At 36.5% G+C, this 19,098-nt stretch carries 9 protein-coding genes; 7 read left to right on the top strand and 2 right to left on the bottom strand.

All coding sequences use genetic code 11. The annotated features are described in order from the left end of the window. The first annotated feature begins 114 nt into the window (after positions 1 to 114). A complete protein-coding gene (rpoB, locus tag AsAng_RS22415) occupies positions 115 to 3,948 on the top strand; it encodes a DNA-directed RNA polymerase subunit beta (protein WP_264789339.1) in 3,834 nt (1,277 codons plus the stop codon). A 144-nt stretch (positions 3,949 to 4,092) separates the two neighbouring features. Further along, positions 4,093 to 8,433, top strand: a complete 4,341-nt coding sequence (gene rpoC / locus AsAng_RS22410) for a DNA-directed RNA polymerase subunit beta' (protein WP_264789338.1) — start codon at positions 4,093 to 4,095, stop codon at positions 8,431 to 8,433. A gap of 156 nt (positions 8,434 to 8,589) precedes the next feature. On the opposite strand, the gene AsAng_RS22405 is transcribed toward rpoC, so the two are convergent. Beyond that, positions 8,590 to 10,773, bottom strand: a complete 2,184-nt coding sequence (locus AsAng_RS22405) for a T9SS type A sorting domain-containing protein (protein ID WP_264789337.1) — start codon at positions 10,771 to 10,773, stop codon at positions 8,590 to 8,592. A 542-nt stretch (positions 10,774 to 11,315) separates the two neighbouring features. After that, positions 11,316 to 11,687: a hypothetical protein gene (locus tag AsAng_RS22400; protein ID WP_264789336.1), complete on the bottom strand. Its 372-nt coding sequence runs from the start codon at positions 11,685 to 11,687 to the stop codon at positions 11,316 to 11,318. A 437-nt stretch (positions 11,688 to 12,124) separates the two neighbouring features. On the opposite strand from AsAng_RS22400, the gene AsAng_RS22395 reads away from it, so the two are divergent. The 5 genes from AsAng_RS22395 (at position 12,125) to AsAng_RS22375 (ending at position 19,002) form a co-directional block, all read left to right on the top strand. After that, a complete protein-coding gene (locus tag AsAng_RS22395) occupies positions 12,125 to 15,121 on the top strand; it encodes an eCIS core domain-containing protein (protein ID WP_264789335.1) in 2,997 nt (998 codons plus the stop codon). 287 nt (positions 15,122 to 15,408) lie between these two features. Beyond that, complete coding sequence (locus AsAng_RS22390) at positions 15,409 to 16,299, top strand: hypothetical protein (protein WP_264789334.1); 891 nt, start codon at positions 15,409 to 15,411, stop codon at positions 16,297 to 16,299. A 143-nt stretch (positions 16,300 to 16,442) separates the two neighbouring features. Beyond that, positions 16,443 to 16,682 (top strand): hypothetical protein, encoded by a 240-nt coding sequence (locus tag AsAng_RS22385; protein WP_264789333.1) that lies wholly within the window; start codon positions 16,443 to 16,445, stop codon positions 16,680 to 16,682. A 435-nt stretch (positions 16,683 to 17,117) separates the two neighbouring features. Further along, on the top strand, positions 17,118 to 18,023 hold the full coding sequence (locus tag AsAng_RS22380) for a type IV toxin-antitoxin system AbiEi family antitoxin domain-containing protein (RefSeq protein ID WP_264789332.1): 906 nt from the start codon (positions 17,118 to 17,120) through the stop codon (positions 18,021 to 18,023). A 16-nt stretch (positions 18,024 to 18,039) separates the two neighbouring features. After that, positions 18,040 to 19,002 (top strand): nucleotidyl transferase AbiEii/AbiGii toxin family protein, encoded by a 963-nt coding sequence (locus AsAng_RS22375; protein ID WP_264789331.1) that lies wholly within the window; start codon positions 18,040 to 18,042, stop codon positions 19,000 to 19,002. Positions 19,003 to 19,098 lie beyond the last annotated feature (96 nt).

Raw genomic sequence — 19,098 nt, 5'->3', positions numbered from 1 at the left:
GACTACTGTCAGATTTTCCTGTTTTATTTTAATAGAATATTGTTTGTTGTTTTTACTTCTCCCTTGACAGGGGCAATATTCTGTTCTGCGTCGTAACTTTATAAAATTAGCTTCATGTCATCTCTTAACAATACAAGCCATCGCGGTGCACCTGAAAATACGAGACATAATTTTGGTAAAATTAAGCATGAGGATCAATATCCTGATTTCTTAGAAATCCAAGTCAAATCGTTTCAGGAGTTCTTTCAACTAGAAACTACTCCAGAAAGTAGAATTGATGAGGGACTTTATCAAGTGTTTCAGGAAAATTTTCCAATCACAGATGCCCGTAATATTTTTGTTTTAGAATTTTTGAACTATTTTATCGATCCACCTCGTTACTCTATAGAAGAATGTATGGAGCGTGGTTTGACTTATAGTGTGCCTCTAAAAGCAAAATTGCGCCTTTCTTGTAATGATGAAGAACACGTGGATTTTGAACAAACTGTTCAAGATGTATTTTTGGGGAACATCCCATACATGACTCCTAAGGGTACCTTTGTTGTCAATGGTGCGGAGCGTGTTATCGTGTCTCAATTGCATCGTTCGCCAGGTGTATTCTTTGGTCAAAGTCGTCATCCCAATGGTACTAAGATCTATTCTGCTCGTGTAATTCCTTTTAAAGGAGCATGGATGGAATTTGCTACAGACATTAACTCTGTCATGTATGCTTATATCGACCGTAAGAAAAAATTCCCTGTTACAACTTTATTGCGTGCTATCGGTTACGATGGTGACAAAGATATCCTGAATTTATTCGGCTTAGCAGACGAAATTCCTGCTACTCGCGAATCTTTAGAAGCTAACTTGGGTAGAAAGTTGGCCGCTCGTGTTTTGCGTAACTGGACAGAAGATTTTGTGGACGAAGACACTGGAGAGGTTGTTTCTATCGAGCGTATTGAGGTTATCTTGGAGCGTGATGTTATTTTAGATGCTTCTAATATTGAAGATGTTCTCGAAGTAGGGGTTGAAAGTGTGATTCTTCAAAAAGAAGATATTGAAGAGGACTATTCTGTTATATACAATACCTTGCAAAAGGATACTTCCAATTCTGAAATTGAAGCGGTACAACATATCTATCGCCAATTGCGTGGTTCTGACCCGCCAGATGAGGAGACTGCTAGAGGTATTATTGAAAAATTATTCTTCTCTGACAAGCGTTATAACTTAGGTGATGTTGGTCGTTATAAGATCAATCGAAAACTAGAGTTGAATACTAGCCGTGATGTTAGTGTTTTGACAAAAGAGGATATTATCGAAATCGTAACTTATTTGGTGCGTTTGATCAACCAAAAAGCAGAAATTGATGATATTGATCACTTGAGCAACCGTCGTGTACGTACTGTTGGAGAGCAATTATATTCTCAATTTGGAGTTGGATTGGCTCGTATGGCTCGTACAATTCGTGAGCGTATGAATGTTCGTGATAACGAGGTGTTTACGCCTGTTGATTTGATTAATGCACGTACCTTATCGTCTGTTATCAACTCATTTTTTGGTACTAGCCAATTGTCTCAGTTCTTGGATCAAACCAATCCACTTTCTGAGATTACTCATAAGCGTCGTATTTCTGCATTAGGACCTGGTGGTTTATCTAGGGAGCGTGCAGGGTTTGAGGTACGTGACGTTCACTATTCTCATTATGGTCGTTTGTGTACGATTGAAACTCCTGAGGGACCGAATATTGGTTTGATCTCTACACTTTGTGTACATGCTAAGATCAACAAAATGGGCTTTATCGAAACGCCATATCGTCCAATTTTGGATGGTATTCGGGTAGATTTTGGCAATAACCCTCAATATTTGTCAGCAGAGCAAGAAGATTATAAAATTATTGCTCAAGCGAATGCTAAATTAAATACGAAGGGCGAGTTTGCTACTGATCGTATCAAATGTCGTCAACATGGTGAATTCCCTGTATTGAGTCCAGATGAAATCGAATTTATCGATATTTCTCCGAACCAAATTGTAGGGGTTTCTGCTTCGTTGATTCCTTTCTTGTCTCATGATGATGCCAACCGTGCTTTGATGGGATCAAACATGCAGCGTCAGGCAGTACCATTGCTTAAACCTCAGTCTCCAATTGTAGGGACTGGTTTGGAAGCTAAGGTAGCTCGTGATTCTAGAATGTTGATTAATGCAGAGGGAGATGGAGTTGTTGATTATGTAGATGCTACTAAAATTATTATCAAGTATGACCGTACAGCAGAAGAACGTGCGGTTTCTTTTGATGATGATTTCACAACATATGATTTAGTTAAATTTAGAAGAACCAACCAAAATTCATGCATCAACTTGAAGCCTATCGTGGCTAAAGGGGAGCGTGTTCATAGAGGAAAAGTTCTTTGTCAAGGTTATGCTACCCAAGATGGTGAGTTGGCTTTAGGACAAAACCTAAAAGTTGCCTTTATGCCTTGGAAAGGATATAACTTTGAGGATGCAATTGTGCTTTCTGAGCGTGTAGTACGTGAAGATATTTTTACTTCGTTGCACATTGAGGCTTTTGAAGTAGATGTTCGTGATACAAAATTAGGAGAGGAAGAATTTACCAATGATATTCCTAACGTAAGTGAAGATGCGACTAGAAATCTAGATGAGAATGGTTTGATTCGTATTGGTGCTTGGATTAAAGAGCGTGATATTATTGTTGGTAAGATTACTCCAAAAGGAGAATCTGATCCTACGCCTGAAGAAAAATTATTGCGTGCTATCTTTGGAGACAAAGCTGGTGATGTAAAAGATGCTTCGTTAAAAGCTTCTCCTTCTACTAAAGGGGTGATTATCGATAAGCGTTTGTTCAAACGTGCCAAAAAGGATAAGGTACAAAAGGCAATGGACAAAAAGCTATTGTCTAAGTTGGACACAGACTTCGATAATGAAATTGCTAAACTAAAAAGTAATTTAGTTGAAAAACTATTGACCTTGTTGGATGGCAAAACTTCTGAAGGTATCAAGTCGATTTACAACGAGCAATTAATCGAAAAAGATGCTAAATTCACAGAGCGTGGATTGAGAGATATTGATTATAGTGCTGTAGATTATACCAATTGGACCAATGACGATACAACCAATCAGTTGGTGCGCCAATTGCTACACAATTATAGTATCAAAGTAAATCAAATCATTAGTAACTACAAACGAGATAAATTTGCGATTACTATTGGTGATGAACTACCTGCTGGTGTACTTAAGTTAGCGAAAGTATATTTGGCTAAAAAACGTAAACTAAAAGTAGGTGATAAGTTAGCAGGACGTCACGGTAACAAAGGTATTGTTGCTAGAATCGTTCGAGATGAGGATATGCCATACTTAGAGGATGGAACACCAATGGATATTATTTTGAATCCTCTTGGGGTACCTTCTCGTATGAACCTTGGGCAAATTTTTGAAACTGTCTTGGGCTGGGCTGGTGAAAAGCTGAATATGAAGTTTGCAACGCCTATTTTTGATGGTGCTAAGTCGGATCAAATCAATAAGTTTGTACAAGAGGCTGGTTTGCCTTACTTTGGACAAACGCATTTATATGATGGTGAGACTGGAGACCGTTTCCATCAAGAAGCTACTGTAGGGGTGATTTATATGCTGAAACTAGCGCATATGGTAGACGATAAAATGCATGCTCGTTCTATTGGACCTTACTCGTTGATTACTCAACAACCATTGGGTGGTAAAGCTCAGTTTGGTGGTCAGCGTTTTGGTGAGATGGAGGTTTGGGCACTAGAGGCATTTGGTGCTGCTAGTATCCTACAAGAGTTATTGACCATTAAATCGGATGATATTATTGGTCGTGCAAAAGCATACGAAGCAATTGTTAAAGGAGATAACTTACCAGAGTCAAGTATTCCTGAATCATTTAATGTTTTGGTTCACGAACTTAGAGGTTTGGCTCTTGAAATTAAGTTTGAATAAGACCAGTTTTGCTGTCTTAATAATTATTGTAAATAGCTTATTTATATAGAAACCTTTCAAGGCCTCAAAACCTTGAAAGGTTTCAGCCCTTAATCTTTTAAGTGCTTTCGAACGGTACTCGCAGATTATAAAAAAAATAGATTTATGCCTTTTAAAAAGAATTACAACGCTAAGTCAAGACCTCAATTCAATTCAATTGTATTGAGTTTGGCTTCTCCAGATGCTATTTTAGAGCGTTCTTATGGTGAGGTTTTAAAACCAGAAACCATTAATTATCGCTCTTACAAACCAGAACGTGACGGGCTATTTTGTGAGCGCATATTTGGTCCTGTAAAGGATTATGAATGCTATTGTGGTAAATATAAACGTATTCGTTATAAAGGTATTGTTTGTGATCGTTGTGGTGTTGAAGTAACGGAGAAAAAAGTACGTCGTGAACGTATGGGGCACATCAAATTGGTGGTTCCTGTTGTGCACATTTGGTACTTTAAATCACTACCTAACAAAATTGGCTATTTGTTAGGATATTCTTCTAAGAAATTAGAAACCATTATCTATTACGAGCGTTATGTAGTGATTCAACCAGGTATTATTGCTGGTAGAGAAATCAACGGTAGTGAAGTTAAGGACTTGATTACTGAAGAGGAGTATTTAGATATTATGGAGTCATTGCCAAAAGAAAATCTTTTGTTGCCTGATGATGATCCAAATAAATTTATCGCCAAAATGGGCGCAGATGCCGTAAGAGAACTACTGAGTCGGATGGACTTAGACAAAATCGCTTACGAATTGCGTCACAAAGCGGCTACTGAGAATTCTCAGCAACGTAAATCGGAAGCGTTAAAACGTTTGCGTGTTGTTGAAGCCTTTAGAGATGGGCATACTCGTATGGAGAACAAGCCTGAGTGGATGGTAATTGAGTACTTGCCAGTTATTCCACCAGAACTTCGTCCATTGGTGCCTTTGGATGGTGGTCGTTTTGCAAGTTCGGATATGAACGATTTATATCGTCGTGTGATTATCCGTAACAATCGTCTAAAACGTTTATTAGAAATCAAAGCGCCTGAAGTAATTTTACGTAACGAAAAACGTATGCTTCAAGAGGCGGTTGATTCTTTATTTGATAACTCTCGTAAGTCAAATGCTGTAAAAGCAGAGGGAGGACGTGCCTTAAAATCTTTGTCAGATGTACTAAAAGGTAAACAAGGGCGTTTCCGTCAAAACTTATTGGGTAAACGTGTGGATTACTCTGGTCGTTCTGTAATTGTTGTAGGTCCTACCTTAAAATTGCATGAATGTGGTATTCCTAAGGGAATGGCAGCTGAGTTGTTCAAGCCGTTTGTCATTCGTAAATTGATTGAGCGAGGAATCGTTAAAACGGTGAAATCTGCTAAGAAATTGGTAGATCGTAAAGATCCTATTATTTGGGATATTTTGGAGAATGTATTGAAGGGACACCCTGTAATGCTTAACCGTGCTCCTACGCTTCACCGTTTGTCTATTCAGGCTTTCCAACCTACCTTGATCGAAGGAAAAGCAATTCAATTGCATCCGTTGGTTTGTTCTGCATTTAATGCGGATTTTGATGGTGACCAGATGGCTGTTCACGTACCATTGGGGAACCAAGCTATTTTGGAGGCTCAAATGTTGATGCTTTCTGCGCACAATATGTTGAATCCTCAGAATGGTACTCCTATTACCCTACCTTCTCAGGATATGGTTTTGGGACTTTATTATTTGACAAAAGAAAAACGTAGCCAAGATGACATTGTTGTAAAGGGAGAAGGTCGTTCTTTCTATTCAGCAGAAGAGGTTATCATTGCTTACAACGAAGGTAATATAGACTTGCATGCCTTGATAAAGGTTCGTGCAAGAACAGAGGATGAAGAAGGCAACTTGATCTATGGAAAACGCATCGAAACTACTGTCGGTCGTGTGATCTTTAATGAAAAAGTACCAGAAACAGTTCCTTATATCAACCAAGAGTTGTCTAAGAGAAACTTGAAAAAAGTTATTTCTGGTATCTTAAAGCGTACCAATACGAGTACTACAGCCACTTTCTTGGATGATATCAAGGATATGGGTTTCTATTGGGCTTATCGTGGTGGTTTGTCTTTCAACCTTCCCGATTTGATTACGCCTTCTGTTCGTGCAAAACGTCTAGAAACAGCGCATGAAGAGATCGAGGATATTTGGAACAACTACAATATGGGGCTTATCACCAATAATGAGCGTTATAACCAGATTATTGATGAATGGACACAGGCGGATAATGAAATTACCAATGTCTTGATGGACGAAATGGCTTCGCACAAACAAGGATTTAACTCGGTATATATGATGTTAGATTCTGGTGCCCGTGGATCTAAACAGCAAATTAAGCAGTTGTGCGGATTGAGGGGATTGATGGCAAAACCTAGAAAATCAGGCGATACTGGTGGAGCAATTATTGAAAACCCAGTATTGGCGAACTTTGTACAAGGTTTGTCGGTATTAGAGTACTTTATCTCTACGCATGGTGCTCGTAAAGGTTTGGCGGATACGGCATTAAAAACAGCGGATGCGGGATATTTGACTCGTCGTTTGGTAGACGTTGCTCAAGATGTTGTAATCAATATTGATACTTGTACAACTCTAAGAGGTATTAAGCGTACGGCTTTGATTGAGAATGATAAAATTATTCAATCTCTTAGCGATAGAATTGAAGGGCGTTATCCTTTGCATGATATTAAACATCCTGAAACCGATGAAATTCTTGTTTCAACAGAAGAGGTTATCTCTGCTGAAATGGCTGTCTTAATAGGTGAGCTAGGAATTGAATCAGTGATTGTTCGTTCTGTTTTAACTTGTGAAGCAAAACGTGGTGTTTGTCTCAAGTGTTATGGCAAAAACTTAGCAACTGGTCGTTTAGCAGAGCGTGGTGATGCTGTTGGTATTATTGCTGCTCAATCAATTGGTGAGCCAGGTACACAGTTGACACTTCGTACATTCCACGTAGGGGGTACTGCTTCGTATACGGTTGAAGAATCTAGCTTGATTTCTAAGTTTGAAGGACGTCTAGAGTTTGATGGTGTGCGTACGGTTATCTATAAAGATGAGGAGAATGGCAAGGAATTCCCTGTTGTTATTTCTCGTTCTGGTGAATTGCGTATTATTGATACCAAAACAAATCGTGTCTTGTCTTCTAACTATATTATGTATGGTGCTGCATTGTACGTAAATGATGGGGACATGATTGCCAAAGGGGACAAAATTTGTGATTGGGATCCTTATAACGCTGCCATTATTACTGAGTTTGATGGTTCTATCGAATTTGAAAACATCATTGAAGGTAAGACATATCGTGTTGAGCGTGATGAGCAAACTGGACATGAGCAATTCGTTGTTATCGAATCTAAAAATAAGAAGCAGGTTCCTGCGATTAAGATCGTAGATGCTGCTGGTGATACACTTCGTTCTTATAATGTACCTGTAGGTGCTTTTATTGACGTTAGTGATGAACAAAAAGTAGTAAAAGGACAGTCGATTGTGAAGATTCCTCGTGTGATGGGGAAAATTCAGGATATCACGGGTGGTTTACCGAGGGTAACAGAATTGTTTGAAGCTCGTAAACCTTCTACTCCTGCTGTGGCTACTGAGATTGACGGTGTAGTTAGTTTTGGTAGAATTAAGCGTGGTAATCGTGAATGTATTGTTACGGCAAAAGATGGTCAAAAACGCAAGTATTTGATTGGCCTTTCTCGCCATATCTTGGTTCAAGAGGGTGACTTTGTTCGTGCAGGTATGCCATTGTCAAATGGTAACATTGCACCACATGATATTTTATCTATTGAAGGTCCTTTTGCGGTTCAACAGTATCTTGTAAATGGAGTTCAAGAGGTTTATCGTGCGCAAGGTATTACGATTAATGATAAGCACATTGAGGTAATTGTACGTCAAATGATGCGTAAGGTACAGATTTTGGATGCTGGTGATACTAAATTCTTGGAAAAAGAAGCCGTACTAAAAAGCGATTTCTTAGAAGAGAACGAGGATATTTATGATAAATTGATTGTTGAAGATGCTGGAGGTTCTACCAAAATTGTTGCTGGTATGTTGATTACTGAGCGCCAATTCCAAGAAGAGAAAGCTTATCTAAAACGTAATGATCGTAAAGCATTGCAAGCTCGTCCTGCAATTCCTGCTACTGCCAAGCCATTATTGCAAGGTATTACTAAATCTTCTTTGGGTACGAAGAGCTGGATTTCTGCTGCATCATTCCAAGAAACTACTAAAGTATTAAGTACAGCTTCTATTTCTGCTGCTGCTGATTACTTACAAGGGTTGAAAGAGAATGTTATTGTTGGTAAGAAAATCCCTGCTGGTACTGGTCTAAGACATTTTGATAAATTGATCGTAGCTGACATGGAAAAAATGGAAGCAATTGAGGCTAAACGTAGAGCGGAAGAAGCTGCTGCGGAAGAAGAAGTGATTATTGGAGAATAATAGACTAGGTCTATACATTATATTTGAGGAACTGTTCTTTTGAGCAGTTCCTTTTTTGTTTTAGTAGGGATCATATCCTAAAAAAATGGACACCCCTTAAATTAGGAGTGCCCATTATTATCGTTTCACTACGAGGTTTAACTACTTAAAAAGCTCTTACTTCTTTACAAATTTAATTGGTCTAGGAGCATATTCGCTTCCTTCAACTTTTATAAAGTATAAGCCACTTTCTAAGGCTTGAACATTGATTTCCAATTTACCCTCATGTCCATTAATCTCATTAATTCTTTGGATTTCAATACCGCTTGAGTTGAATAAACCAATTGATAGACGATCTGGAACTTCCTCTGTTGTCCAACTTAATGTTACTCTATCATTAGCAGGGTTTGGATTAACTCCCAACCTAGCTCTATTTAAGCATTGCAAAGCAGAGAATAAATTTCTACAGAATCTATGTTTACAAACGGTACCGTCTGCTTGTGTACGATGTACTTCTATACAAAGCTCATAATGACCTGTAATGTGAGGATTTACAAATGAAGCATTGCCAATAGTAGTAGCGACATGATTACCATCAATAAACCACAATACTCGGTCACAATCTGTTAGTGCAATAGGAGTAAAGATGTCATTAGGACAATCCAATACCGCATTATATCCTAAATTTACATCATCAAAGAATGATTCATCGCATAGACACTCCTTTTTACAAGGAGGTAATTCTGTTTCAACTTTATCTTTCCAGCAAAGCTCTTGATTACTATCCAACGACTCATAGTAAAAAGCAAATGGACTACAAGTACCATTGGAGGTGATGGTTAGGTTGTAAGTACCAGCTGCGGGAATTGACATAGAGCCTGGTGAAATTGTTCCACAAGGAGTTGAGAAATTGATAATACCAGGATTATCAACGGTAATTTGAATGTTATAATCTGGAACACCATCTCCATTGACATCATCAATACACTCCGCTCTAGAGTCTGTGATTTTTGGACAAGGTAATTCTTGGAAAGATTGTAAGCAGAAATTGTCAAAACCCATGTATAAGGCTCCATTAAGAGTAGTATTGTCACTATGCGTAATAAAGAAGTGTGTCATTCCTAAGGCAGGGAAACCCGCTGCATTAGAATTAAACGTGATCGTATGGTTCGTTTTGGTATTTGAGCAGCTGCTACTTGAAATGCTGATGGTTCCCAACAATACAGTAGTACCCGCAGGGAATAGACTCATGTTGTCGGGCGTAAATGCACCAGTAGGAGAATTGGGAGCATTACCATTACTTGGGTTATAAACGCCATAAACAGCTACCTCAGAATTACCCCAACCATATAGACAAGCCATATCAAATTTTAGGGTATAAGAACCTGTATTCGGCAAGATGGTAGACACCAATCTAGATTGGAATCCTTCTCTATAAGTCGTTCCTCCACCATTAAAATTGGCGATCCAACAACCTGCATAATTACCTGTTTGAGGGGCAGGGTATGGGAAAAAAGGTCCTGTTGTAGCTGTATAATAATCTGCATTACTTCCTGGACCCCATATTCTACGGAAATCCGTTGCATTATCAATATCCTGATCGCTAGTTGTTGGCGTTCCTGATTCTAAATCGCCATTGCTTACATAACTTGCAGGGCAGTCGCTAGAAACAGACAAACAGAAATTGTCAAAGCCCATATACAAAGCTCCATTGATGGTATTGTTATCACTATGTGTGATAAAGATATGCGTTACACCCGCAGCAGGGTAACCCGCAGCATTGGTATTAATCGTTACAGCTTGTAGGGTTTTGTTGTTGCTACATGAACTAGCAGAAATAGGAATGGTATTTAATAATACAGTATTTGCTGGACCATATAAATTCATATTGGTCGGTGTAAAAGCTCCTGTAGGGCTAGGTGCGGCAGCTCCTGACGAGTTGCTTATTCCATATACCGCTACTTCAGAGTTGCCCCAACCTCCAAGACAGGCCATGTCAAAGGTCAAGGTATAAGAACCTGTATTGGGAGGTAAAGTATACATTAAAGAGGCCTTAAAACCTTCTCTATAAACAGTTCCTCCTCCATTATAATTGGCAATCCAACAACTGGCATAGTTACCTGTTGCAGGAGCAGGGTATGGCGAAAAAGGTCCTGTTGTAGCTGTATAATAATCAGCCCAGCTACCTGTTGCCCAAATACGACTGAATCCATTGGCATTTTCAATATCCTGATGGGATCCTGTTGGGGTACCTGTTTCTAAATCGCCATTGATAAAAATGTTATCGGGGCATTGTGTTTGAGCAGATGCTATGGATATTGATAAAAAGGAGGCTACCCATAGCCATAATAAGTTTTTCATAATATTTGGTTAAAATTGTGATTGCTTTTTTAAGCAAATGATTAAAAGGATACCGCTTTTCTTTGGGGGAATATATTGCATAATAAATAGATATATTTTTTAATAAATCCATATTATAAATATGATGGATAACAAAGATTAGCAAAATTATAGGTAGTGAAACGAATTGCTTGTGGTTGGGAGTAGGGAGAATTTAAAAAAGTAATTTCTTTACCTAGAATACGTCTTGTTGAGCATGAGGTTGATGGGAGGGCTGTGACAAAATCGAATAATAGGAGGGTGGTTCATTGTATTTGAATTTTGTTATTAGAAATAATGAAGTGTAAACTCATTTTGAGTTCTGATTACTACGTTCTAATATATATTAAATACAAGAATTATTTTAAACCATAATTTATGATTTTTTACACTTGTTGATGAATTTTTGTGTTGTAATATGCTGTAATACAGTGGTTTGTGTTTAATTTGGTTGGTGGGTAAATAGTTTAAAAGTGAGCTGGCTATGGTGTTGGGGAGTAAGTTCTTAAGAGAGGGGATAGGGGCTATTGTTTCCAAAGAGGATAGCTAAGGATAACAAGAACGAAGAGCGTGAATAAGATGTTTAATGATAGCCAACTAAGTAGAAATGACCGCTTATACTTTTGATGTAAGAACAAGCCTTTGTAGGGTATGAAAGCGATCAATAGTCCAAGAAAAGTGGCTAAAAATGGATTAATAAAAAGGCTATACAACAAAGCATCCAAAACTCTTTCTGAAATCGATAATTCATTGTTTATCTCTGTGAGCGGATATGAGAGGGCACTGATTAGCACCATCACAAAATTCCATCGAATGCAGATTTTATTTTGGTATTGTACATTTTGATAAGGATCTGTTTCTAGTGATTGATCGTCTATTAGTGGCGTTTGGTTCATTGGGAATTATTTTTCTGTCTCTTTGAGCTTCTTTTTGAAGGAGATAAGCACTCTATTTATTGTTAATAAGCAGTTTAGTAATATTAATTTGAAATTCTTATTTCAAACCTATAATCTTTTATTTATAGGAGTTTTGTTGTTTTTTGAAACTATTGTTGTTGTTAAAACTATTTTTTTATACCTCAATTATTTGCTGTTTTTGCTTTTTGAAAAGCTTATCTTTTTTGCTGTTTTTCAGAATGTTAATTATACAAATAATACTTTTTTAATGTTGAAAATCTTGTGATTTATCTTTAACTTGCTTATATTCTGTGTTTTATGAGTGCGTGAAGAAGTAAGCCTGTACATAAATACCCAATTCTGTTGGCAATACTTTGTGGAGAAAATCAACCTAATATAAGGCGGCTGCAAAGTGTTCTATTGATAACAATAAAGCTATGAAAAAAACTATAAACGATAATGAATTTGATTCAAAAACGCTAAGTAATGAATCAGCTCAAAATAAGAGCAATCAAATTAATGACTTTGTAGATAATAGCCCAGAAGCTATTGAAATGAGAAAATTTCAACAGCAAGTTGACCAGAGCGAAGAATCGGTTAGCTTACAAGCTTATCAAGATTCAATCTCTACGGACGCTGAAGGAATGAGCTCGGTAAAGAAGAAAAATACAACAGGAATACCTGATAAGTTGAAAGCGAAGATAGAACGTGAATCTGGTATATCTCTAGATGATGTAACCGTGCATTATAATTCTTCCAAACCTGAAGAATTGGGGGCTTATGCGTATACAGAAGGAACCAATATATACATAGCTAAAGGACAAGAAGAATACCTTGCACATGAGTTGTGGCATGTTGTTCAACAAAAGCAAGGGCGAGTATCAAAGACAACAGAAGTAAATGGAAAGAAAATAAATGAGGATAAAGGACTAGAACAAGAGGCAGAAAAAATAGGCATTCAGGGGCCTAAAGGATCAGGAAGCAAAGAAATGCCAATGAATAGCCCTCCTCAACAGCAAGATGTTCAAACGCCCCTTGTTCAGCGAGCTAGAAAGAATAAAGCTGAATTAATGGCTTTAACAGTTGGAGCTTTTGATCAGCATCGAAAAGCAGAGCAAATGGATTGGGCAAATGACCCGAAATTTACGGAAACAGAACGTAAAGTAATTTGGGGAATTATTGACTGGGGATTGAGTGGCTTGGCAACCTTAAAAATTGAAACGGTTGTAAAAGAAGTGCTGGCAGATGCCAAGAATTTTACCTATATAAAGAACTATTGTGAAGCAATCAATGGTGCATTGGGGGGAGATCCAACCGTACAACTAATTCAGTTGAGCAACATGAGTGAGATAGAGAAACAAGGAAAGTGGGTGGCTAAGTTGAATAAAACAATTGGCGGTCCTATGGTAAAAGCTACGATCCCTCGTCCTGCTTTTAAGAAGTTAATTGCAGACGAACCGACTGCGGAATCTTTCTTAACCTATTATACGAGCCAAAATCCTATTTTACAAACCCCCACAGGAGAGGAAGTGAAGGCTTATGTCAAATTAGTAAAAGACGAAGGTGCGAAAATTGCGGATTATACTGGAGCACTTCCAGATATTCGAAATTATCATAAATTTGAAAAAGCTTCTTTAGATAAATTAAAAGCAGACAAAGGGCAAAAAGATCGACCATTAACTCTGATATTGCAGTCGCTTTATGATCATAATGGTGCTTTTATTCGCCATCAACATGTCAATAAAGTGATTCAAAATGCCAATATTCGCGCCTATGCAATAGAAGGTCCAGATGTGGCTAAGATTCAAGAATTAACAGCCACTGGTTTGGCGAGTATAGCGGCTAAACATGGTATGGGTGGAAAAATTACTCAAATGATGGTTGCTGGTCATGGAAACTCTACTATGGTAGAAATGGCTGGATCAAAAACTGAAGTTAAGCAAAACCCCAAAACAGGAGAATATACATCTAATCCAGATAAAAGCGATACCCCTCTTTATTTAGGAAATGCTAGTTATGAAAAGTTTTGGGGAGATTTCTTTGAGGCAGCTTTTAATAACATGGATACCAAAGGGGGGCTAAAACCCAAAGTCTTGTTACGGGCTTGTTTGACTTCTTCTAATGAAATAGATTATGATAAACTGAAAAAAAGTTTGCTTGGAAAGGGACTGAACTTAGATGATAAGAAAATAGACCCAACAACAACGAGCAACCAAACAATTATTAGAGCTGCTATAAAAGATCAATATGCTAAACATGGTAGCTTGGTGACCATGTTAGAAGGGAAAGCAAAAGGTAGGGCGGATATTTTAGGGGCACAAGCATCTATCACGGCTGGTACAACGGGTTCTATCAATGAAAAAACAGGTGAATTAGGGGTAATTGCTTTGACTGATCCTAAGGTAGCAGGTCCCAAAATTGAATATGTTCGACATGGAATAGAACCAACTGGTGCGCTCAAAGCTGTTATTGAAAGTTGGGCGGATGACAAAGACAAGTGTTTTAAGCAAATGCAAGAACGTATTAACAATCCTGTTAATACGGACGATGGATTTATTATTCAATTGTTGTACAGTACTATATTGGCAAATTATAAAGACGATATCCTTACCGCCAATAAACTTGTAAGTACTGCTGGTACTTTGAGTCATATTGCCTTAGGTGGAGCTCATTGTCGTCCAGTTTCATTGAAGAAGGATCAAATGATTCAAAAACACAAAGCAGCATTTTACCCTGCTCTACTTTTAAAATTTGGTCGAAAGGCTGCTCAGTTGGCTATTTACCAAGATTGGATGCAGACGGACAAAACCAAAGGCAAGGATTTTGTAGATTTATTGGCTAATCCTGCATTTAATAAAAATAATGTGACAAAATATCTAGATTTTTCAATGCTTAATGCTGATGTAAAAACGTTATTGAGTGGTAGCGGAGCATTGAGAGGTCGTATTTTATTAGCTTTAGTTGGGTTTATTGATAATAAGAAAAATGCAGATTGCAAAGCATTTTTAAATACTCAAGTAGATAAAGATAAAGTGTTGGTCAAGGCTGTTAAAGACGAACTTCAGGGCTATAGTGAGGATAAATTAAGAAGTGATTTAGGCTTGCCTGTAGAGGCTGCTCCTATTGTTGGAAAGAAAGCTCCAGTAGGCGGAGGAAAAGGACATACTAAGAATGTCGATATTGTTAGTAATGACTTTTATGTGGCTCCTGTGCGTGCTGAAACTAAGAAAATGACTAAAGCTAAATTGAAGGATAAAGCCAAATTAATGGCTGAGCCAACAACAGGATCAAAACAATTGGGTAAGTTTTATTTCAAAAAAGATTTTACGGTTGTTGGGGAGCTGAAAAAAATTGCCGATGATACAGATGCAGGATGGTTTATGTTGCGGAAAAAAGATGGTACTGTTGCTTACATGGAAACCAAATATTTCTAGCGGATCATAAATCCCCTAAAAGAATCGCTTTAGTTTTTATCATTACTTCGCTAGAAAATCGTATTAATTGAATACAAGATGCTTTTTTATTTATCAAAAAATAAAAAACTAGCAGAGTATTAATTTATAAACTTATAATATAAATGATTCAACAATGGAATAGAATTAAAATTCTAATTTTAAGTGGCCTAATTCTTAGGTTAATAACCGCCTGTAATGCACAAAACCAAGCGTTGATAAAGCCAAATATGCCATTAGAAAATCACCAAATAGAGAAGGACCAAAAAATGATTAAAAACGTTAAAATCAATAAAGAAATTAAATTTACAACAGCTTTAAAGTTGGGTAAGATACATTTAGAAGAAGCAATTTTTGAAGTAGTCGATAATCAATGGACTAGCTTTAAAATAATTTTGAAAACAGATGTTGAAACCAACCAAATTTTGGAAGAACAGACCTTTTTTAATAACAACGTTGAAAATAGACTTGACGAGGTAGAAGGAGGATTTAATACTAGTTTGCCTGTGTTTATGGAGCTCACATTAGATGCTGATAATTTTCATCTACTTCCCGAAACAAGCGTCAATTTGGTGGATTATTTTGATAACTTATCAACAGGGGCTGGGCTGTTACAAGAGAATAGCTGGAATTTATTGATGGCTTGGCAAGCGCATCAACTTGATCCTTCTATTGGTGGGGGCACATTAAAGGTGGGCTATCAAACGTCGTTTACCAAACCAAAGAATAAGATTGATGCACTAAAAAGAAAGGGAATCGTATCTAAAGCTGTTGTAACCGCCTTGATAGAAAATCAATTTCCCGTTCATTTTAATGACGATACCCAAGGGTTTGAAACCAAGTTAATGCTTGAAAACAAGGTTTATGCTACGCTTATTAAGCCCAATGATGATGCAGTAGCGTTGACAATTATTTTGTTATACGAAGATGAAGTTAAAGTATCGGATAAAGCGTCTGTCCTCCAGTTGGTCGAAAAAGCGAATGAGGAGATTACAATAGGGGAGTTTGCCTTGAATCACAAAAATCAATTCTCTTATTTTCATCATATGCGTGTCTCGGAAGAAATGGTTAATGCTAAGTGGGTGACAGAGATGTTATTGGCAGGACTTAGCTTAATGCATCATTATCATACGGTTGATCTGTCTTTGATCAAGGAGTAGTGCTGTTTGTTCCTGAACAATAAATCTAAACGGTTACAAGTTGTGTTTTTTTTACCATTTCCTTTAAAAAAAATCTGTATTTGTAACTTATCTTTTCCTTTGTCGTTTTCAAATGAATGTTATCTTAATCTATAAAAACAATTATGAGAGAACGTTTTAAATATAGTAAAAGAAGAGCTTTGTTTATGGCTCTATTTAATATTACTAACCAAACTTTAATTAATCCTAAAAAAGAGTTTGATATTGATTCATTAATCAATGATGCTGTATCTGGTTTCGCTTATGGAGGTTCATTAGATATAATAGAGTCTCTTTCTAATTCATCTCACAGTTGCGACTGTCAGCTTTCGAAGGGGGATGCTACCATAAATATCCCTGAATAAGAAAAAAATCCAGAAAGCTTGACTTTTTGACAAAAAACCTACATCTTCATGTGTATAACTAGCTAAAAATAATTGGTTTAAACCTTGATTTTTTAGTTTTTTTTTATTATCATTGTATGTGTATACACATACAATGACCAAATAATATAGGCTCTATCTTATCTTGGAACTCTCCGAAATAACCACAATACCCTTATAATTAGCTTTTTTGAAAAAAAATAAGTAGTCCTGTAACTTTTTTATTCTATTATCGTATAATGTTATGTGTATACACATAACATTACTGTTAAATAAGGTTTTTAACTCCTCTCTTTACCTCTAAAAGCCCTCAAACAACGATTAAACAAGAAAAATAAATACTTTTGAAACCTTTTATTTTCTTTATTCGTATCACATTATGTGTATACACATAATGTGATAGATAAAAAAGGAATAATGGGAAGAAGAAGTCGTTTTAGTATAGCAAAAAAAGATATAGTCTCTTTTTTTGACGAGCAAGCTGCTAGTATTTTTACAAAAAATATGCTCGCCTCAATCTTCTATGAGCAGCAAGATTTTTGGAGACTAGCAACAAGCATGAGAGTTAATGATTTTATTGATGAGTTGATAAAAACCAAGCACTTAAAAAAATACTCATTCAAGTTTCCTGATAGGTCTATCACTTTATATACATGGAAAGAATTCAACTTTTATAAGCTATTAACTAGTTTAAAGCCAAACTCATATTTATGTTTTCATACAGCTTTACACCTTCATAATCTGACAGAGCAAATCCCCAAACAATATTACGTATCATCTCTAAGAGCATCAAAGTTAGATCGTAGAGACAATTACACCTTAGATAATATTCAACAGGAAGCTATAGATAAAGCATTTTCAAAGCAAAAGATAGGGAGCTCTAAGTTTGCAGTTTTTGATGAGTCAAGAGTATTTTTGTTGGAAAGTCACCTTGCTGAAGGTATAGGTATACAAGAGTTGTCAATAGGGAACTTTAACGATACAATAAGAGTTACAGATCTAGAAAGAACGTTGATAGATGCAGTTGTTCGCCCATTTTATTGTGGAGGAGTATATGAAGTTCTTAAAGCTTTTGAACTTTGTTCTGACAAAATATCTATAAATAGAATTTCTTCTTATCTTAAAAGGTTAGATTTTATTTATCCATACCATCAAGCGATTGGATTTTATCTAGAAAGAACAGGCAAATTTCCTGAAAGTGCTATCCAGAAAATACACAATCGTTTTCAGAAAAAAAGAAAAATGTATTTAACGTATGGTCAGAAAAACTTATCCTTCTCCGAAACTTGGCAGGTTTATTATCCCAGTTCATTAGGGAAATAAAAACAAACTATAGAATATGAAAAAGAAAAAATTGAACCCACAAAAGCTTAATAATGAAACCTATGAGTTGATTAAAAAGGTCAAAAAGGTTGTCCTTTCATCAATCTATAATGATGATGAATTAGCTCGGTATCTTACTTTAAAAGGAGGAACATTACTTGATATGGTTTGGAAGGTAACAGGAAGACCCTCAGTTGATATAGACTTTTCAATAGATACAACACTATCAGACGCATTAGATAATCCTGATGAATTTGGAGATCGATTAAAAAAAGCTCTAAAGCAGGGGTTTAGTGAAGGGATTGACGGAGTGCAATATTCCGTTCTTGATTTCAAGTTAGAACTTAGACCTCCTGAAATAAGTGATGATTTGAAGCATTTCTGGGGAGGTTATATGGCTAGTTTTTCGATAATTGAAACAAGTAAACAAACAACTCCTGAAGAAGATAAGAAGAGAGCTTTATTTATAGGGAAAAGTAAAGTGCGAAATGGAGAAACACTTCTTTCTCCAAAATTTTCCATAGATATAAGCTTACATGAAATATGCAGAGAGAACAGGAAAGAGGCAGAATTTGGAGATGTCTTTATAGAGATATATACTCCTTTAATGGTTGTTTACGAAAAGCTTAGAGCAATATGCCAAACGGATCCAAGATATAATAGTATCATAAAACGTTCAAGAGATTCAAAACCAAGAACTAAAGATTTTTACGATATCTATGTGATTATGAAATTATTAGATATCGATATTAAAGAAAATTTTTCATTACTTCAAGAAATATTTAGTATTAAAAAAGTTCCTCTCGAATTTTTAGAAGGTGTAAAAGATAAAGAAGACTTTCATTCAGGTAACTTTGAAACAGTTCTTTCGACTTTGCCTGAGGACGAAGTCAAACATAAAACTTTTAAACCGTACTTTGATTTTGTGATAGATTTAATAGAAAAAGAAATTTTGCCCAATATAGAAGACACGGAATAATAAAATAGCTTTGTTTAATTCGTCTAACAGGCCACCTTAATATCTAATAGTACACTATATAATATATAGTATTGTTTTAAAAAATGCCCCTCTAAC

This window comes from Aureispira anguillae (assembly GCF_026000115.1).
Lineage (GTDB): Bacteria > Bacteroidota > Bacteroidia > Chitinophagales > Saprospiraceae > Aureispira > Aureispira anguillae.
The sequence above is the reverse complement of the archived record's forward strand: the minus strand, read 5'-3'. Positions and strand labels throughout refer to the sequence as shown.